This is a genomic window from Aquabacterium fontiphilum, assembly GCF_009909205.1.
GTDB lineage: Bacteria > Pseudomonadota > Gammaproteobacteria > Burkholderiales > Burkholderiaceae_C > Aquabacterium > Aquabacterium fontiphilum.
The window spans coordinates 211,563-227,673 of sequence record NZ_JAAAPN010000001.1; the positions used below are offsets into that span (position 1 = coordinate 211,563).

Below are 16,111 nucleotides of genomic sequence, written 5' to 3' on the forward strand. Positions count from 1 at the left end.
GCAGGCATCATGGCACGGCGCCGCTCAGCGGTCACCCGCCTGTTGAGTGGGGGGCAGATCGTGACTGGCGGGTGCGAGCCAGGCGGCCATGGCCGCGCTCAGCCAGTCGGCGTGGCCGGCTGGCGTCGTGGAGTTAGCTGGCGCTTCTGGAGCGGGCGTGGCCACCTCCTCCGGCTGCCGTGAGGCCGATCGTGGAACAGCAAACGAGGGGCGGGCAGGAGGGGCGGGCAGGGTGACCATGGAACACACCATCTGGGGCGTCAAGAACAGCCGACGCCTTGCTTTCGGCCATGATGGCGGTTCCATGAAGGGGCGAGGCCGCGAGAACGGGCGCAATCCCGCCCTTTTTGTGCTGCCTGTCACGCCGCAGCACGCAGCGTCTCGAGTGCTTGCAGCTGGCGATCCACTCGCGCACTGAACTGGTGCACCGCCTCGGCGGGGATCTCGTCCTGTGGGTGGCTGAGCACCATGAACTGCCGTCCAGCCAGGCTGCCGGTGGCCACCAGCAGGCCGGTGCTGTTTGTCGCGGGCCACATGTGGGCAAGCCGCACGCCAGCCCCCTCGGGATGAATGGCGTCGGTGTCACCCAGGTTGGTGAAGTGGCAGCTGACATCGTCGAGTTTGCCGCGCCGCTTGAAGGCGATCAGCATGCGGCTGTACAAGGTCTTGCCCATCAGGGGCAGCCATTCATAGAACAGCAAGGGCAGCGCATGCTGCCGCTGTTCGAAGCTGGCCAGGCCGGCTTTGGCCTGGGCATCGATGTCGGCCACCTGATGTGCGAGATCGGGCTGGCGGCGGGCTCTCACCACCATCGTGGCCACATGGTTGCCGAAGCGCGGTGCGCGGCCTTGAGGGAAGTAGCGACGCAGGTCCACGGAGATGCGGATGGCCGCGACCGCGTTCGGGTCGTCATGGGCCAGTGAGAGAAAGGCTTCGGCCAGCATCGCCGTCAGCAAGGTGTTGCTGGTGGTGCCCATGGCCTTGGCGATCCGTCGCAGGGTTTGGGGTGGCGTCTGCAGGTCACAGTGATGAACCTGCGTGGGCGCAAACTCGTTGGAGCGGTGGGTGGCCAGGCTGACGACTCGGCGCGTCTGCATGAACTGTTTGACGGCCTGGGTGTTGCGCCACCAGGCCGCGATGCTGGCAGGCCAGTCCTGCCAACGCTGAGGCAGGACGGCCGGCAGCATGGAGGGTGCGTCCAGCGGGCATGCGGCCGGTGTATGGCCATTGAGCGCCGCCATCAGGCCGCACAACGCATCGATCATCGAGCGGCCGTCCCCCGCGATGTGATGCACCGAGAACATCAGCGCCGGCGTCGCGTCATGCGGGAAAAAGCGGGCCCGCCACGGCAGGCCACGCTCCAGTGGCATGGGCTCGTTGAGAAAGGGTCCGTGAAACGCTTCGAGCGCCTTCAGGTTGGACGGGTCGACGCCGGGTTGCACGCGGTAGGCGTCGGCAAACAGCAGGTCGACATGGGGGTTGTCCGGCAGGATGCGCAGGTGGTGGCGCACCCAGCCGGGTTGGATCACGCCGCGCAGGCGGGGGTAGGCGCTGACGAGGGCACGCAGGCTGCGGCGCACATCTGCCTCGGCCACCGGCCCCGCGAACCGCAGCATGAATGCCATGTTGACCGGGCCGTAGAGCCCTTCACCGGCCCAGTACAGGTGTTCGGAACGGTTCAGCGGGAGGTGGTCAGGGTGGGACACAACGCGGTACTTCTGTTGTCGGCACGTTCACCGTCGAACGTGTGCCATCTGCTTTCGGACTATAGAGACGTCGCGCGGCGCGTGGCCCGCGGGCTTTCCTGCACCGAAGGGCGCAGAAGGGCGTTTTCGACCCCGGGTTTGCGGGGGCGAGAGGGCGAGGGAAGGAGCGGCGTGCGGCGTTCAGGCCACCGCGCGGCTGAGCTGCACGGCCAGGCGCCGGATGGCTTCCCAGGGGTCGGCCGGCCACTGCGGGTGGCGCAGGCCCTTGATGACGCCGTCGACCGCGGCGGCCGAGGCCAGCAGGCGGCTGACCGCGGCTGGCTTGATGCGGGGCAGGATGCGCTCGAAATGGCGCTCGCGGGGGCCCCACACGCGCAACTCACGCAGCACCATGGGCAGCGGCTTGCCGCCATCCAGCCCGCGGCGGGCGCGTTGCAGCGTGAGGATGTCTTCGCTCAGTGTCCAGTGCACCAGCACGGCAGCCTCGCCTTCGGCCTCCAGGCCTTCGAGCATGCGCAAGGTGCGGTCGATGTGGCCCGACAGCACGGTTTCGCTGAGCTTGAAGACATTGAAGCGCGCCACGTCCACGACGGCGGCCTCGATCTGCTCGGCTGTCAGCGTGCCCGGTCCGTGCAGCAGGCCCAGCTTGATGATTTCCTGATGCGCGGCCAGCAGGTTGCCTTCGACCCGGTCTGCAAAAAAGGCCAGCGTGCGCTGACCGGCTTCACCGCCCTCGACCTGCTGGCCCTGGGCCGCAAGGCGTTGTGCGATCCACATCGGCAGGGCCTGACGCTCGATCGGGTCGCAGCGCACGCTCAGGCCTGCACCATCGAGCGCGGTGAACCACGCGCTGCTTTGCTGCTGCTTGTCCAGCCGAGGCAGGCTGACCATGGTCAGCAGCCCGTCGTTGCCGGCAGCGGCTTCGCAGTAGCGTTGCAGGGCCTCGGAGCCATCCTTGCCGGGCTTGCCCGACGGGATGCGGATCTCGATGAGCTGACGGTCGCCGAACAGCGACATCTCGCTGGCCGCGCCGATCAGGCCTGACCAGTCGAAATGGGCACCCGCCACGGTGTGGACCTGGCGCTCGGTGAAGCCAGCGGCGCGCGCGGCGGCGCGGATGGCGTCACCCGCTTCCTGTTGCAGCAGCGGCTCGTCGCCATGCAGCGTGTAGACCGCCTTCAACGGGCCTTTGGCCAGGTGGGCGCTCAGCTGATCGTGGCGAAGCTGCATGCGGGCTCAGCGCTGGGAGGCCGCAGACGCTGGGGCGGCGGTGGGCGCGCCCTGGGGCGCCGGTTCGGGCCAAGGCAGCTGCTCGGCCCGGATCGCCGCCAGGCGACGCAGCACCTGCTGCACGATGTCGGTCTGCATGGCGCGGTTGAGCGCTTCGGACTCGTTTTGCTTGGCCAGCGCGTCCTGCTCGTTGTAGCTCAGGTCGCGGTCCAGCGCGATGTCGGCCGGGGCCAGCAGCACGCTGCCGTCGGCACGCTTGACCTGAAAGCGCAGGCGGTTGCGCGCGGTGATGCTGCGCACCTGGCCATAGGCCGTCTTGGTGGCCACGGTCAGGTCCTGCGTGTCGCGCATGGCCTCGAACACGAGGTGGCCGACGGGCACTTGCCCGCCACCTGTGCGCTGTGCGGCCTGGGCCACGCTGTCGACCACGCTGACGCCGCTGGCCTCGAGTTCGCGCGCCAGCTCGGTGGCCAGGGGCGATGCCGCCTGAAAGCCGGTGAGCTGAATGGACTGGAAGGCCATGGCGCGGGGCCGCCGCAGCTGGAACCCACACCCCGCGAGGGTGGCCAGCGGCAACAGCGACGAGGCGCCGAGCAGAGACAGGAGGTGGCGGCGTTGCATGGGGTTGGACCTTAGACCGACGGCGGTGCTCAGACGACCAGATTGACCAGGCGGCCTGGCACGATGATGACCTTTTTGGGCGCCTTGCCTTCGCTGAACTTGGCGAAATCCTCACTGGCCAGGGCGGCCGCTTCGATGGCGGCCTTGTCGGCCTGCGGGCTGACCTTGATGGCGCCACGCAGCTTGCCATTGACCTGCAGCATCAGCTCGATCTCGTCTTGCACCAGGGCCGACGCGTCAACTTGCGGCCAGGGCGCGTCCAGCAGGTCACCCAGCGGGCCAGCGTAACCCAGTTCGCTCCACAGCGCGTGGGCCAGGTGCGGTGTGGCCGGGTACAGCACACGCACCAGGATGCCGAAGCCCTCGATCAGGGCGACCTGGCCATCGGCCGTGTCGGTGGCTTTGAAGCCTTCCAGCGCATTGAGCATCTTCATCGCGCCGGAGACCACGGTGTTGTACTGCATGCGCTGGTAGTCGTAGTCCACCTGCTTGAGCACGGTGTGGATCTCCAGCCGCAGGGCCTTGGCCTCTTTGCCGAAGGCGACATCGCCCAGCGAGGTGGCGCCGCGCGTGGCCACCACCGTGCCGGCATCCGGCAGGGCGCGCAGCTTCATGCCGAAGTTCCAGACGCGGCGCAGGAAGCGGTAGCTGCCTTCCACGGCGGCGTCGTTCCACTCGAGCGTGAGTTCGGGCGGCGCGGTGAACATGGTGTACAGACGCGCCGTGTCGGCGCCGTACTTCTCGATCAGCTCTTGGGGGTCGATGCCGTTGTTCTTCGACTTCGACATGGTGCCCACGCCTTCATAGTCGATGGCGGTGCCTGCGGGCAGCTTGCCGTCGGCGCTGTCGACTTCGTTGATGAGCTTGGCGCCAATGACCTTGCCGGCGTCGTCCATCACGTGTTCGACGTCGTGTGGCCAGAAGTACTCCTTGCCACCCTTGGCCGTGCGACGGCTGTAGATGTGGTTGAGCACCATGCCCTGGGTGAGCAGCTTCTTGAAGGGCTCGTCCACCTTCACCAGCCCCAGATCGCGCATGACCTTGGTCCAGAAGCGCGCATACAGCAGGTGCAGGATGGCGTGTTCGATGCCACCGATGTACTGGTCCATGCCCCCGTTGGCCATCCAGTAGTTGGTGCGCTCATCGACCATGGCGCCGTGGTTGTCGGCGCAGGTGTAGCGCAGGAAGTACCAGCTCGAGTCCACGAAGGTGTCCATCGTGTCGGTTTCGCGCTGGGCGGGCTTGCCGCACTTGGGGCAGGCCACGTTCAGGAAGTCGGGGCGTTGCTTGAGGGGGTTGCCGCTGCCATCGGGCACCACGTCTTCCGGCAGGCGCACGGGCAGGTCTTTCTCGGGCACCGGCACCGGGCCGCAGTCGGCGCAGTGGATGATGGGGATGGGTGTACCCCAGTAGCGCTGGCGGCTGATGCCCCAGTCGCGCAGGCGCCAGGTGGTTTTCTTCTCGCCCACGCCCTTGGCGATGAGCAGTTCGGCGACCTTGTTGACGGCGTCCTTGTAGCCCAGGCCATCGAGTACGCCGCTGTTGACGCACTGGCCTTTTTGCTTGTCGCCATACCACTCTTGCCAGGCGTCAGTCGAGAAGCTTTCGCCGTCCACGGCGATGACCTGCTGGATCGCGATGCCGTACTTCTTGGCAAACGCGAAGTCGCGCTCATCGTGGGCCGGCACGCCCATCACGGCGCCGTCGCCATAGGACATCAGCACATAGTTGCCCACCCACACCTCGACCTGCTGGCCGGTGAGGGGGTGCGTGACGAACAGGCCCGTGGGCACGCCCTTCTTCTCTTGGGTGGCCAGCTCGGCTTCGGTGGTGCCGCCGGTCTTGCACTCGTCGATGAAGGCCTGCACTTCGGGCTTGGTGGCAGCGGCGTGCAGCGCCAGCGGGTGCTCGGCCGCCACGGCGCAGAAGGTCACGCCCATGATGGTGTCGGCGCGGGTGGTGAAGACCCACAGCTGGCCGTTGTTGATCAATGCACCCGAGGCGTCCTTGATGTCGTGCGCAAACGCAAAGCGCACACCCTCGGACTTGCCGATCCAGTTCTCCTGCATCAGGCGCACGCGCTCGGGCCAGCCGGCGAGGTAGTTCTTGTCCTCGGGGTTGGCCACGGCGCTCAACAGCTCGTCGGCGTACTTGGTGATGTTCAGGTAGTAGCCGGGGATCTCGCGCTTTTCGACCGGCGCGCCCGAGCGCCAGCCCTTGCCGTCGATCACCTGCTCATTGGCCAGCACGGTCTGGTCGACCGGGTCCCAGTTCACCGTCTGGGTGCGGCGTTCGCAGATGCCGGCTTCCAGCATCTTGATGAACAGCCACTGGTTCCACTTGTAGTACTCGGGCTGGCAGGTGGCGATCTCGCGCGACCAGTCGATCGCCAGCCCCATCGCCTTCATCTGCTTCTTCATGTAGGCGATGTTGTCGTAGGTCCAGGCGGCGGGCGGCACCTTGTTCTTGAGCGCGGCGTTTTCAGCCGGCAGACCGAACGCGTCCCAGCCCATGGGCATCAGCACGTTGTGACCGTTCATGCGCAGGTAGCGCGTGAGCATGTCGTTGATCGTGTAGTTGCGCACGTGACCCATGTGCAGCTTGCCCGAGGGGTAGGGCAGCATCGAGCAGGCGTAGAACGCCTTCTTGGACGTGTCCTCGGTGACCCGGTAGGCGTCCGCGTCCGCCCAGTGTTGCTGGGCGCGCGCTTCGACGGCGCGCGGGTCGTAGGTCTGGGATTCGTTTTGTGCGCTCATGGGACGTGTCGTGCGACAGGCGACGCCGGGTCGCCAAGACAGAATCAGGCCGGCGCCTTCATCTTCATGGAAGGCCCCGACCTGAGACAGGGAATCCGGCGATTATAGGAAGCCGCCAGCGGCCCCGGCGGTGCGCGGCGTGTCGCACACCGCCCGGAACAGGTCGGCCAGGGTCTTGCCCGGCTCGTCGGTGAAACACCGTTCGTCCACGACCAGGGTCTGGATCCGGTCGAGACGGAAGTGACGAAAGCCGTCGCGCAGTTCGCACCAGCCCGACAGTGTCCAAACGGTGTCCCAGCAAAAGCACGCCAGCGGGCGGACGCAACGCTGGCTGGCCTGGCCCGAGGCATCGGCATACCCCAGATGCACCAGGCGACGGCCGTCGATCGCCCGGCGCAGGTGTCCGAGGCGCTCCAGCGTCAGGGCCGTGTGCGGGCGCGCGGGCGCATGCAGCGGCAGGCGGTCTGCGGCGGTACGGCTGCGGCTGGGCAGCACGCTGAGCAGCGTGCCCAGGGCCTCCTCGGCCTGCTGCGCCAGCTCCGGATCGAGGCGACCGGCGGCGATGCGCACCGAGGCTGCCAGGGCCTGGGCTTGCTCCGGCGTGAACATGAGGGGCGGCAGGCTGTAGCCGGCGCCGATGCGGTAGCCCACGCCGGCTTCGCCGTCGATGGGCACGCCTTGCGACTGCAAGGCGGCCACGTCGCGGTATACGGTGCGCACCGACACCTCCAGCCGCTGGGCGAGCCAGCCTGCCGTGGACAGCCGGCGTCCGCGGATGAGCTGCAGCAACTGAAAGAGGCGGTCGGCGCGTCGCATGCGCTCAGTGTCGCAGCTGTTCAGTGGCCCGCAGCCATCGCCCCCTGGCTCGGCGTCAGTCCAGCGCGTACAGGCCGATGCGCTGGCCGTCTGGGTCGGTGATGTGGGCGAAGCAGCCGCCGCCATCGGGCAGCACGGTGCGCGGCGTGAGCACTTCGCTGCCTTGCTGGACGGCGCGTGCCAGCACCGGCGCCAGCGTGTTGCCCGCGTTGAGGTAGAGCGTCACGCCGGTTCGCTGCGGCGCGACCTGGTCTGCCGCCAGCAAGGCGCCGCGCACGCCATGGCGCTCGTCGCCGGGAAAGACAGCCAGCGTCTCGCCGCTGCACGTCATCGGGGTCAGCTTGACGCCCAGCAGCGTTTCGTAGAACGCCTGGCTTCGGGCCAGGTTGCTGACGGGGATCTCGAACCAGCTGGCCGCGTGGTGGATGGTGGTGTCAGTCATGTCGTGCACTCCTTTGCATGTGTGGTGAATGGCGTGCCCATCGTGCGCCGAGGCTGCTGACAGCGTGTTGTCAGCAGGCTGGTCTGACACGTCGCCCTCACTCGGGCGTGATCTGCGCGTCGGCGGGTGGGAAGTCGCCCAGCGGCCCCATGGGCTCACGGTCGCGCTCGAACAAGGGCGGGCTGAGCATGTAGGCGGCCAGCAGCCGGCCGAGCGCCAGCAGCGAGTCTTCATGCGTGCGCTCGTAACCGTGGGAGGCGTCGCAGGCGAAGCACAGCAAGGCGGTGCGGATGTCGTTGCCGGCTTCGACGGCGGATGCGGCGTCGCTGCGGTAGTAGCGAAACACATCGCGCGCGTGGTCGATGGCATGCAGTCGGCACAGGTTCAGCAGGTGGCGTGTGAGGTGCCAGTCGAACGGCCCGCTGCTGTCCATCATCGAGATGGTGACCCCGTATTCCGACGTGTTCTGGCCCTCGGCCACCGTGCCGTTGTCGACCGAGATCAGTTCGGATACATCGCCGCCGTGCAGCACGTGCGAGGCGCCCACGCCCACCTCTTCCGAGATGGTGAACAGCAGCAGCACATCGAGCGGCAGCGCGGCGCCTTCGCGCACGATGGCCTCGGCCGCCGCCAGCATGCTCGCCACCCCCGCCTTGTCGTCCAGGTAGCGCGAGTTGATGAAGCCGTTGGGACAGAACTCGGTGCCGGTGTCCAGGGCAATCGTGTCGCCGACCCGCACGCCCAGGTGCATCAGGTCAGCCACACTGGCCACGCGCTCGTCGAGCCGGACTTCCACTTGCTGCCAGTCCACCGGCTGGGTGTCGATCTCCTTGTTGAAGGTGTGGCCCGAGGCCTTGAGCGGCAACACCGTGCCGCGCAGATTGTGGTGGTCGCAGTAGACGGTCACGCGGGCGCCCTCGGCAAAGCGCGACGACCAAAAGCCAATGGGCGAGATGGCCAGGCGGCCATTGGGCTTGAGTGCCTTGACCATGGCCCCGAGCGTGTCGAGGTGGCTCGCAATGGCGCGTTTGGGCCGGCTGCGCTTGCCGGGCAGCACCGCCCGAATCGCGCCCCGGCGGGTGAGCTGGTAGCTGATGCCCAGCTCGTCGAGCAGCTCGCACACCAGCCGCACGACGGCATCGGTCATGCCCGATGGGCTCGGGGTCTCGAGCAGCCGGCGCAGCACCGACTGCAGGTAGGCGGGGTTGATGGCGAGGGCGCTCATGTGGGCGACAGGCCAGGCGGGCTGGCCCGGGTCTGGGGGAACAGCAAGTCGACAAAGGCCTGCACCGTGGGCTGGGGCTCGTGGTTGGCCAGCCCGGGTCGTTCGTTGGCCTCGATGACCCAGTAGGTGTCGCCTGCCACGTCGGGCACCATGAAGTCGAAGCCCACGACCGGGATGTCAAGCAGGCGCGAGGCCTTCTCGGCCACGTCGCGCAGGTGCGGGTGCAGCTGAGCCGTCACATCGTGGATGGTGCCGCCCGTGTGCAGGTTGGCCGTCTTGCGTACGGCCAGCACCTGGCCGGCAGGCAGCACGCTGTCGAGTGTGAAGCCGGCGGCCACGACACAGCGTGTGGTCTCCTCGTCCATCGGGATGCGGCTTTCGCCATGGGTGGCGGCTTCACGCCGGCGGCTGTGGCGCTCGATCAGCGTGCGGATGTCATGGGCGCCATCGCCCACGACGCAGGCCGGCTGGCGGGTGGCTGCTGCGACCACATGGTGGTCGATCACCACGATGCGCAGATCCTGTCCGGCCACCATCTCCTCGACGATCACGTCATCGCAGTAGCGGCGCGCGCCCTCGACGGCCCGTGATACGGCAGCCACGCCACAAAGGTCCACGGAGATGCCCTTGCCTTGCTCTCCGCGTGCAGGTTTGACCACGACGCGAGGGTGTCGAACCAGAAAGGCCTCCAGCGCGTCGGGACAGCCCACCACAAGCTGCTCGGGCGTGCGCACGCCACCGCGTGCCAGCACGCGCCGCGTGACGCGCTTGTCGTCGCAGCGGCTCATGGCCACGGCGGTGGTCAGCTCCGACAGCGACTCCCGGCAGGTGATGCTGCGCCCGCCCAGGCTGAGTCGGAAGTAGCCGTGTTCGGCATCGAGCACCTCGGCGTGGATGCCGCGTCGGCGTGCCTCCTTGACGATGATCTTGGCGTAGATGTTCAGTCCTTCATCGCTGTCAGGGCCGACATAGAGCGTCTCGTTGATCGGGTTGCGGTTCTTGACGCAGAAGATGGGCACGCGCTCGAAGCCGAGCTTCTCATACAGCGCGATGGCCTGCTGGTTGTCGTGCATGACCGACAGGTCCATGTGCTGCAACCCGCGTGCGTGGAAGCGGCTGGCCAGCTCGCTCACGAGCGCCAGGCCGATGCCGTTGCGCACGCATTGCGGATCGACGGCCAGCGACCACAGGCTGCAGCCGCGCTCGCTGTCTCCGCAAGCCGCCACATGGTCGACGCCGGTGACCACCCCCACAACCCGTTTCGCCTCGGTTTCCTCGGCGACGAGGATGCACAAGGCGGGGTCGTCAACGGCCTGGTTCAGGAAGCCGGGCCACACCGGCACCATGTGCCGGGCGCACAGGATGCGGTTCACATCGCTTTCGTCCGCTGCGCTCGCCGGCCGCACACGCCAGCCAGGGCCGCTGCGGGGGTGGTTCCAGCCCTGCGCCGCTGCGACCGGCAGGCGATAGGTATGTGACGGGTCCAGAAAGAGTTGCTGGGGTGCCAGTGCCACCAGCACGTGGGGGTCAGGGGCGTACAGCGCCACGTCACGCTGCTGCGGCGCCTCGGCCACGAGGGCCTCCACCAGATCTCGCTGAGAAGCGAAGGTCTGGCCCATGAGCAGGCGGCCCCAGCCGCAGTCGATGATGGTTGGGGTCATGGTCGGAGAGGTCATGGATGTGTCAGATGGCATGGGCTTGCAGCCACATCTCCAGCAGCCCGACCTGCCACAGGCGCGAGCCACGCAGCGGCGTGAGCTGCTGGTCGGGGCGGGCCAGCATGGCTTCGATGGCGTGCGGCTGGAACAGGCCACGTTCGCGCGCAGCCCTGCTGTGCAGCGCGTCGCGCACCAACTCCAGCACCGGCCCGTCGATGTGCTTGAGGATGGGCACGGGGAAGTAGCCCTTCGGGCGGTCCACCACCTCGCGGGGAAGATGACGGCGTGCAATGGCCTTGAGCACCCCCTTGCCCCCGTCATGGAGCTTGTCGGCCACGGGCAGCCGTCCGGCCAGTTCGACCAGCTCATGGTCCAGGAAGGGCACCCGCGCTTCCAGGCCCCAGGCCATCGTCATGTTGTCCACGCGCTTGACCGGGTCGTCAACCAGCATCACGGTGGTGTCCAGATGCAGGGCCTTCTCCACGCTGCTGCCTCCGATGCTGCGGAAGTGCTGCGCGACATAGGCCTGGCTGGCGTCCGGGTACAAGACCTCGGGCCTCAGCAGTGCCTGCAACGCCGCCGGCGAGAGGTCGAAGAAGACTTGCTCGTACGCCGCCGCCGCCCGCTCGACCGGCACCTCGGCCAGCTGGGGATACCAGTGGTAGCCGGCAAACACCTCGTCGGCACCCTGGCCGCTTTGCACGACCTTGGTGTGACGGGACACCGCCTGCGACAAGAGGTAGAAGGCCACGTTGTCGTAACTCGCCATGGGCTCCGACATGGCGGCGATGGTCGCCGGCAGAGCGTCCATCAGCTCGGAAGACGGGATGTGGATGCGGTGATGTTCGGTGTCGAAGCGCTGGGCCACGAGATCGGAGTAGTGGAACTCGTCACCTGCTTCCCCGCCAGCAGCATCAAAGCCGATGGAGAAGGTCTGCAGCCCCATCTGACCGGCCTCGGCCAGCAAAGCGACGATCAGACTGGAGTCCACCCCGCCGGACAGCAGCACGCCGACCGGTACGTCGGCCACCGTGCGGCGTCGCACCGCCGTCCGCAGCGCCTGTTCAACCAACGATTCACGTTCCTCGGCAGGCAAGCGCGCCAGGGCCGGATCGGCCTCGACCTTCAGCTGCCACCAGGTGTGGAGATCGCCCTGGCCTTCAGCGTCGATCACCAGGCTGCTGCCTGGCGGCAACTTGCGGACGCCCTTCAGCAGCGTCAGCGGTGGCGGCACGACCGCATGCCAGCACAGGTAGTGATTCAGCGCCATGGTGTCGATGGTGCGGTCCACCTCCGGGTCGCACAGCAGCGCGGGCAGGGACGAGCCAAAGCGCACCCCGCCCGGCGTTTGCGCGATGTACAGCGGCTTGATGCCGAATCGGTCTCGCGCGAGCGTGATGCGCCCGCTGTCTCGCTCGTGCACCACGACGGCAAACATGCCGTGCAGGCGCGCCCAGGCGCCCTGGCCCCATGCGTGGAAGGCCTTGAGGACGACCTCCGTGTCGCCGCTGGACGTGAAGGTGTAACCCCGCGCCTGCAAGGCTTCGCGCAGCTCGCGGTAGTTGTAAATGCAGCCGTTGAACACCAGCGTGAGCCCCAGCGCCATGTCGACCATGGGCTGCTGCGCGGTCTCGCTCAGGTCGATGACCTTGAGCCGGCGATGCGCGACCCCGAAGGGGCCCTGGATGATCAATCCATGCGCATCGGGTCCCCGGGGCGCGATCACCTGGGACATGCGCTGCAGCAACGCTGCATCGGGGGCGCGTCCGTCAAAGCGTCTCACGCCGACAAAACCGCACATGGGGTCTCCTTCCTGAACAAGGGGCAGTGGATCGGCTGGCAAGCGGCGTTCCGCCCTCGGCAAAATACTATTGTACAAATGTATATGCGGGAAAGAATCGGGTTGCCGGATCACCCTGGCCTGTGCGCGGGATCGCGATAATGCGGGGCGGCAGTGTTGCCGTGTCGTTGTATCGGCCTGTTCATGCCCATGAAGCGCTCTTTCCGCGAGCTGACCCGCACCTTCGTGACGGGCCTGCTGGCGGCTTTGCCCTTGTTCGTCACCGCCGCGGTGTTCATCTGGTTGGGGCGGCTGTTGTATGACTGGCTGGGTCCCAACAGCCTGGTGGGTCAGGTCTTTGTGCAACTGGGCATCGGACTGTCAGACTCCACGCTGCTCGGTTACGCGCTGGGCGCACTCATCATCGTGCTGGGGGTGTTCGCCCTGGGTCTGCTGGTCGAAGCCGAACTGCAGCGCGGCCTGGCGAGGTTGGTCAACGGGGTGGTGCGGCGCATCCCGCTGGTTCGCAACGTGTATGACCTGATCAGCCGCTTTGTCGACATGCTCAGCCAGCGTGACGAGGACGGCCTGAAGTCGATGAGCCCGGTCTGGTGCAGCTTCGGCGGGCCGGGAGGGGTCAAGGTGCTGGGCCTGCTGTCCACGCCCGATCCCGTCCAGCTCGATGGCCAGAACTACCTGGCCGTGCTGGTGCCCACGGCGCCCGTGCCCGTGGGTGGTGGCTTGCTCTATGTGCCTGAAGCGTGGGTGGCGCCGGCAGAGGTGGGCATGGATGGCCTCACCAGCATTTACGTGTCCATGGGTGTCACCTCGGCCCAGGTGCTGGGCCGCCAGATCCCTTCCGTGATCAAGCCCGACAGCGCCTGATCGCGCCTCAGGCAGCAATGAACTCGCGTACCGCCCGCGCAAACAGCTCGGGGTGCTTCAATGTGATCCAGTGACCGGCATCCAGTTCGCGCCGGCGCAGCGCCGGGGCCCAGCGGCCCAGGTCCTCGCTCAGCGCGGGGCTGACGAAGTGGTCGCCCGTGGGTACCAGCACCTGCACCGGCGCATGGGCCACGCGAAGCCCGGGCCGCAGCAGCCGGGGCAGGAAGTTGGCCCGGTACAGGTTCACGCCGAACAGGCCGTCTTCGGTCTGACCGTCGCGAGGCGGCACGGGGGTGCGCTCGAGCCAGCGCATGAACAGGTGCCACTGGCGGCCGAACACCCCGCGCCACAGCAACTCGGGCAGCCACGGCAGATGGAACAGGTAGACATACCAGCTCTTGACCAATTGCACGGCCACCTGTGCCAGGCCGCGCGGGCTGGGCCGGCGCAAGCGGTCGCGCATCCAGTGGCCGACGTGGTCCAGGCAGGGGCCCGAGCACGAGGTGTACGACGCAATGCGCCCTTTCAGGCTCGGGTCTGTCACGAACTCCCAGCATTGCACCGAGCCCCAATCGTGTCCGACCAGATGGACGGGTGCATGCGGGCTGACCACGTCGATCACCGCCCGAAAATCTTCGGTGAGCCGGGGCAGCGCGTAGGCATCCGTGCGACCGGGCTTGAACGATTGGCCAGCGCCACGCACGTCGTACGCCACGACGTGGAAGTCGCGCGCGAGCAAGTCGGCCACGGCCTCCCACTTGCTGCTGTTGTCGGGGTAGCCATGCACGCACAACACCACCGGGCGGCCGGGCTGGCCCCACTGCCGGACGGCAAGGTGCCCATCCGGTCCTTGGATCTCGAACGATGGCGTCAACGGTGCGGGCATGGGAGGATGAGCGAGCGGTACGGCAAAGTACCGATGCTAGCGGCCGGCGCCGGCAGGCGCGGCAGTCTGCGCGACAGCCCGGGCGGTTTGGGCGACAGCCCCCCTCCGTGAAAACGCCTGGTTCAGGGCGAAGGGGCGGCGCTGGCCGGCAGGCCAAACACGTGGTCGAACACCCAGTTGAAGCAGAAGGTGTAGAACAAAAAGAACACGACCAGGCCGATGTCGGCCACGAGCGCGGCCCACCAGCTCATGTCCAGCCACCAGGCGATCAAGGGCACCGTCAGCAGCACCAGGCCGCCTTCGAAACCGATGGCATGCGCCACGCGGCGACGGACCGTGCGCGTCCGGTCGGCCTGGCGTCGCTCCCACGCTTCGAACAGCGCATTGAAGACCATGTTCCAGCTCACGGCCGCCACCGAGGTGGCCAGGGCCAGGCTGCCCGCGTGGGCCAGCCCCTTGTCGGTGAACAGCATGACCGCCACGGTGACCACCGCCACGGCAATGGCTTCATAGAGCGTGGCGTGCACCACCTTGCGGCGCACCCCTTGCAGGGTGCCGATCCGGGCAGACATCGATGGCCTCGCTCAGTGGGTGCAGGCCTGCCGCACCGCGCGCTCCCATTCGGCCATGCGCTCGGCCGCGCGCTCGCGCGACAGCGTGGGGTAGAAGGTGCGGTCGGCCTGCCACAGACGGGCAATGGCCGTGGTGTCGGGGTAGACGCCGGTCGCCAGCCCGGCCAGATAGGCCGCGCCCAGCGCCGTGGTCTCGACCACCTTGGGCCGCACGACAGGAATGCCCAGCAGGTCGGCCTGGAACTGCATCAGCAGGTTGTTGACGCAGGCGCCGCCATCCACGCGCAACTCGCTGACCGCACGGCCGCCCGCGGCTTCGGCGTCACGGCTCATGGCCTGCAGCAGTGCCGCGCTCTGGAAGGCGACGGATTCCAGTGCTGCGCGGGCGATGTGGGCCACCGTGCTGCCCCGGGTCAGGCCCAGGATGGCGCCGCGCGCCTCGCTGTGCCAGTAGGGCGCACCCAGGCCGGTGAAGGCCGGCACGAACACCACGCCGCCCGAATCGGGCACGCTTTCGGCCAGCGTCTGCACCTCGCTGGCTGCGCGGATGGCCTGCAACCCGTCGCGCAGCCACTGCACCACGGCGCCGCCGATGAACACGCTGCCTTCCATGGCGTAGGCGGGTTGCGCGCCCACCTGCGCGGCTGCCGTGGCCAGCAGGCCGTTGGCCGACTCGCGCGCCTGTTGGCCGGTGTGCATCAACATGAAGCAGCCCGTGCCATAGGTGTTCTTTGCCAGGCCCGCTTCGAAGCCGGCCTGCCCGAACAGTGCGGCCTGCTGGTCACCCGCGATGCCGCCCACCGGCAGCACGGGCACGCCGTCCGGGCTGTCGCCCCACACCGCGGGCGGCACCTCGCCGAACACATGGCTGGAAGGCCGCACCTCAGGCAGGACACTGCGTGGCACGTTGAGCAGCGCGAGCAACTCGTCGTCCCACTGTTGGGTGTGGATGTTGAACAGCAGCGTGCGCGACGCATTGCTGACATCGGTGGCGTGCACGCGCCCGCCCGTCAGCTGCCACAGCAGCCAGCTGTCGACCGTGCCGAAGGCGAGTTCGCCCTGCTCGGCCGCGGCGCGGGCGCCGTCAACATGGTCGAGCAACCAGGCCAGCTTGGTGCCTGAAAAGTAAGGGTCGATCACCAGCCCGGTCTTGCGGCGGACCTGCTCGCCCAGGCCGGCCTCACGCATCTGCGCGCAGCGTGTTTCGGTGCGGCGGTCCTGCCAGACGATGGCCCGCGCCACGGGCTGGCCCGTGTCCCGCCGCCACAGCACGACCGTCTCACGCTGGTTGGTGATGCCAATGCCGCGCAGCTGGGCCAGGTCATGGCCCTGGGCGCGCAACTGCGCCAGCGCCTGCGCTGCGGTGTCGCGCTGGGTGGCCCACAGCTCCAGCGGGTCGTGCTCGACCCAGCCGGGTTGGGGGTAGTGCTGGCGGATCTCCAGCTGCGCGCTGGCCAGGATGCGGCCTTGCGCGTCGAACACGATGCTGCGGGAACTGGAGGTGCCCTGGTCGAGGGCGAGCAGGTAGCTCATG

Annotated in this window: 14 protein-coding genes; 1 reads left to right on the forward strand and 13 read right to left on the reverse strand. The window is 67.8% G+C overall.

Annotated features, from left to right (window positions below):
- Positions 1 to 24: 24 nt before the first annotated feature.
- From GTZ97_RS00885 to GTZ97_RS00930, 10 genes are all read right to left on the reverse strand, one after another.
- Entirely contained in the window at positions 25 to 240 is a 216-nt protein-coding gene (locus GTZ97_RS00885) for a hypothetical protein (RefSeq protein ID WP_161648609.1), read from the reverse strand.
- A 119-nt stretch (positions 241 to 359) separates the two neighbouring features.
- A complete protein-coding gene (locus GTZ97_RS00890) occupies positions 360 to 1,706 on the reverse strand; it encodes a condensation domain-containing protein (protein WP_161648610.1) in 1,347 nt (448 codons plus the stop codon).
- Positions 1,707 to 1,886: 180 nt separating this feature from the next.
- Entirely contained in the window at positions 1,887 to 2,936 is a 1,050-nt protein-coding gene (gene holA / locus GTZ97_RS00895) for a DNA polymerase III subunit delta (protein WP_161648611.1), read from the reverse strand.
- A gap of 6 nt (positions 2,937 to 2,942) precedes the next feature.
- On the reverse strand, positions 2,943 to 3,557 hold the full coding sequence (locus GTZ97_RS00900; RefSeq protein WP_161648612.1) for an LPS-assembly lipoprotein LptE: 615 nt from the start codon (positions 3,555 to 3,557) through the stop codon (positions 2,943 to 2,945).
- A gap of 29 nt (positions 3,558 to 3,586) precedes the next feature.
- Positions 3,587 to 6,313: a leucine--tRNA ligase gene (gene leuS, locus GTZ97_RS00905; protein WP_161648613.1), complete on the reverse strand. Its 2,727-nt coding sequence runs from the start codon at positions 6,311 to 6,313 to the stop codon at positions 3,587 to 3,589.
- 102 nt (positions 6,314 to 6,415) lie between these two features.
- Complete coding sequence (locus GTZ97_RS00910) at positions 6,416 to 7,129, reverse strand: helix-turn-helix transcriptional regulator (protein ID WP_161648614.1); 714 nt, start codon at positions 7,127 to 7,129, stop codon at positions 6,416 to 6,418.
- 55 nt (positions 7,130 to 7,184) lie between these two features.
- Entirely contained in the window at positions 7,185 to 7,571 is a 387-nt protein-coding gene (locus tag GTZ97_RS00915; protein WP_161648615.1) for a VOC family protein, read from the reverse strand.
- A gap of 97 nt (positions 7,572 to 7,668) precedes the next feature.
- Positions 7,669 to 8,796: an osmoprotectant NAGGN system M42 family peptidase gene (locus tag GTZ97_RS00920; protein WP_161648616.1), complete on the reverse strand. Its 1,128-nt coding sequence runs from the start codon at positions 8,794 to 8,796 to the stop codon at positions 7,669 to 7,671.
- Positions 8,793 to 10,457, reverse strand: a complete 1,665-nt coding sequence (gene ngg, locus GTZ97_RS00925) for an N-acetylglutaminylglutamine synthetase (RefSeq protein ID WP_236650934.1) — start codon at positions 10,455 to 10,457, stop codon at positions 8,793 to 8,795. Before ngg ends, GTZ97_RS00920 begins: the two co-directional genes overlap by 4 nt.
- 22 nt (positions 10,458 to 10,479) lie before the next feature.
- Positions 10,480 to 12,255 carry an N-acetylglutaminylglutamine amidotransferase gene (locus tag GTZ97_RS00930; protein WP_161648618.1) on the reverse strand — a complete coding sequence of 592 codons (1,776 nt, stop codon included), beginning with the start codon at positions 12,253 to 12,255 and terminating at the stop codon, positions 10,480 to 10,482.
- 189 nt (positions 12,256 to 12,444) lie between these two features.
- Between GTZ97_RS00930 and GTZ97_RS00935 the strand changes: the two genes are divergently transcribed.
- Positions 12,445 to 13,119: a DUF502 domain-containing protein gene (locus GTZ97_RS00935; protein WP_236650935.1), complete on the forward strand. Its 675-nt coding sequence runs from the start codon at positions 12,445 to 12,447 to the stop codon at positions 13,117 to 13,119.
- 7 nt (positions 13,120 to 13,126) lie between these two features.
- On the opposite strand, the gene GTZ97_RS00940 is transcribed toward GTZ97_RS00935, so the two are convergent.
- From GTZ97_RS00940 to glpK, 3 genes are all read right to left on the reverse strand, one after another.
- Entirely contained in the window at positions 13,127 to 14,005 is an 879-nt protein-coding gene (locus tag GTZ97_RS00940) for an alpha/beta fold hydrolase (RefSeq protein ID WP_161648620.1), read from the reverse strand.
- A 122-nt stretch (positions 14,006 to 14,127) separates the two neighbouring features.
- Positions 14,128 to 14,556 carry a PACE efflux transporter gene (locus GTZ97_RS00945; protein WP_161648857.1) on the reverse strand — a complete coding sequence of 143 codons (429 nt, stop codon included), beginning with the start codon at positions 14,554 to 14,556 and terminating at the stop codon, positions 14,128 to 14,130.
- Between the two features lie 33 nt (positions 14,557 to 14,589).
- A complete protein-coding gene (gene glpK, locus GTZ97_RS00950) occupies positions 14,590 to 16,110 on the reverse strand; it encodes a glycerol kinase GlpK (protein WP_161648621.1) in 1,521 nt (506 codons plus the stop codon).
- Between the last annotated feature and the right edge of the window lies 1 nt (position 16,111).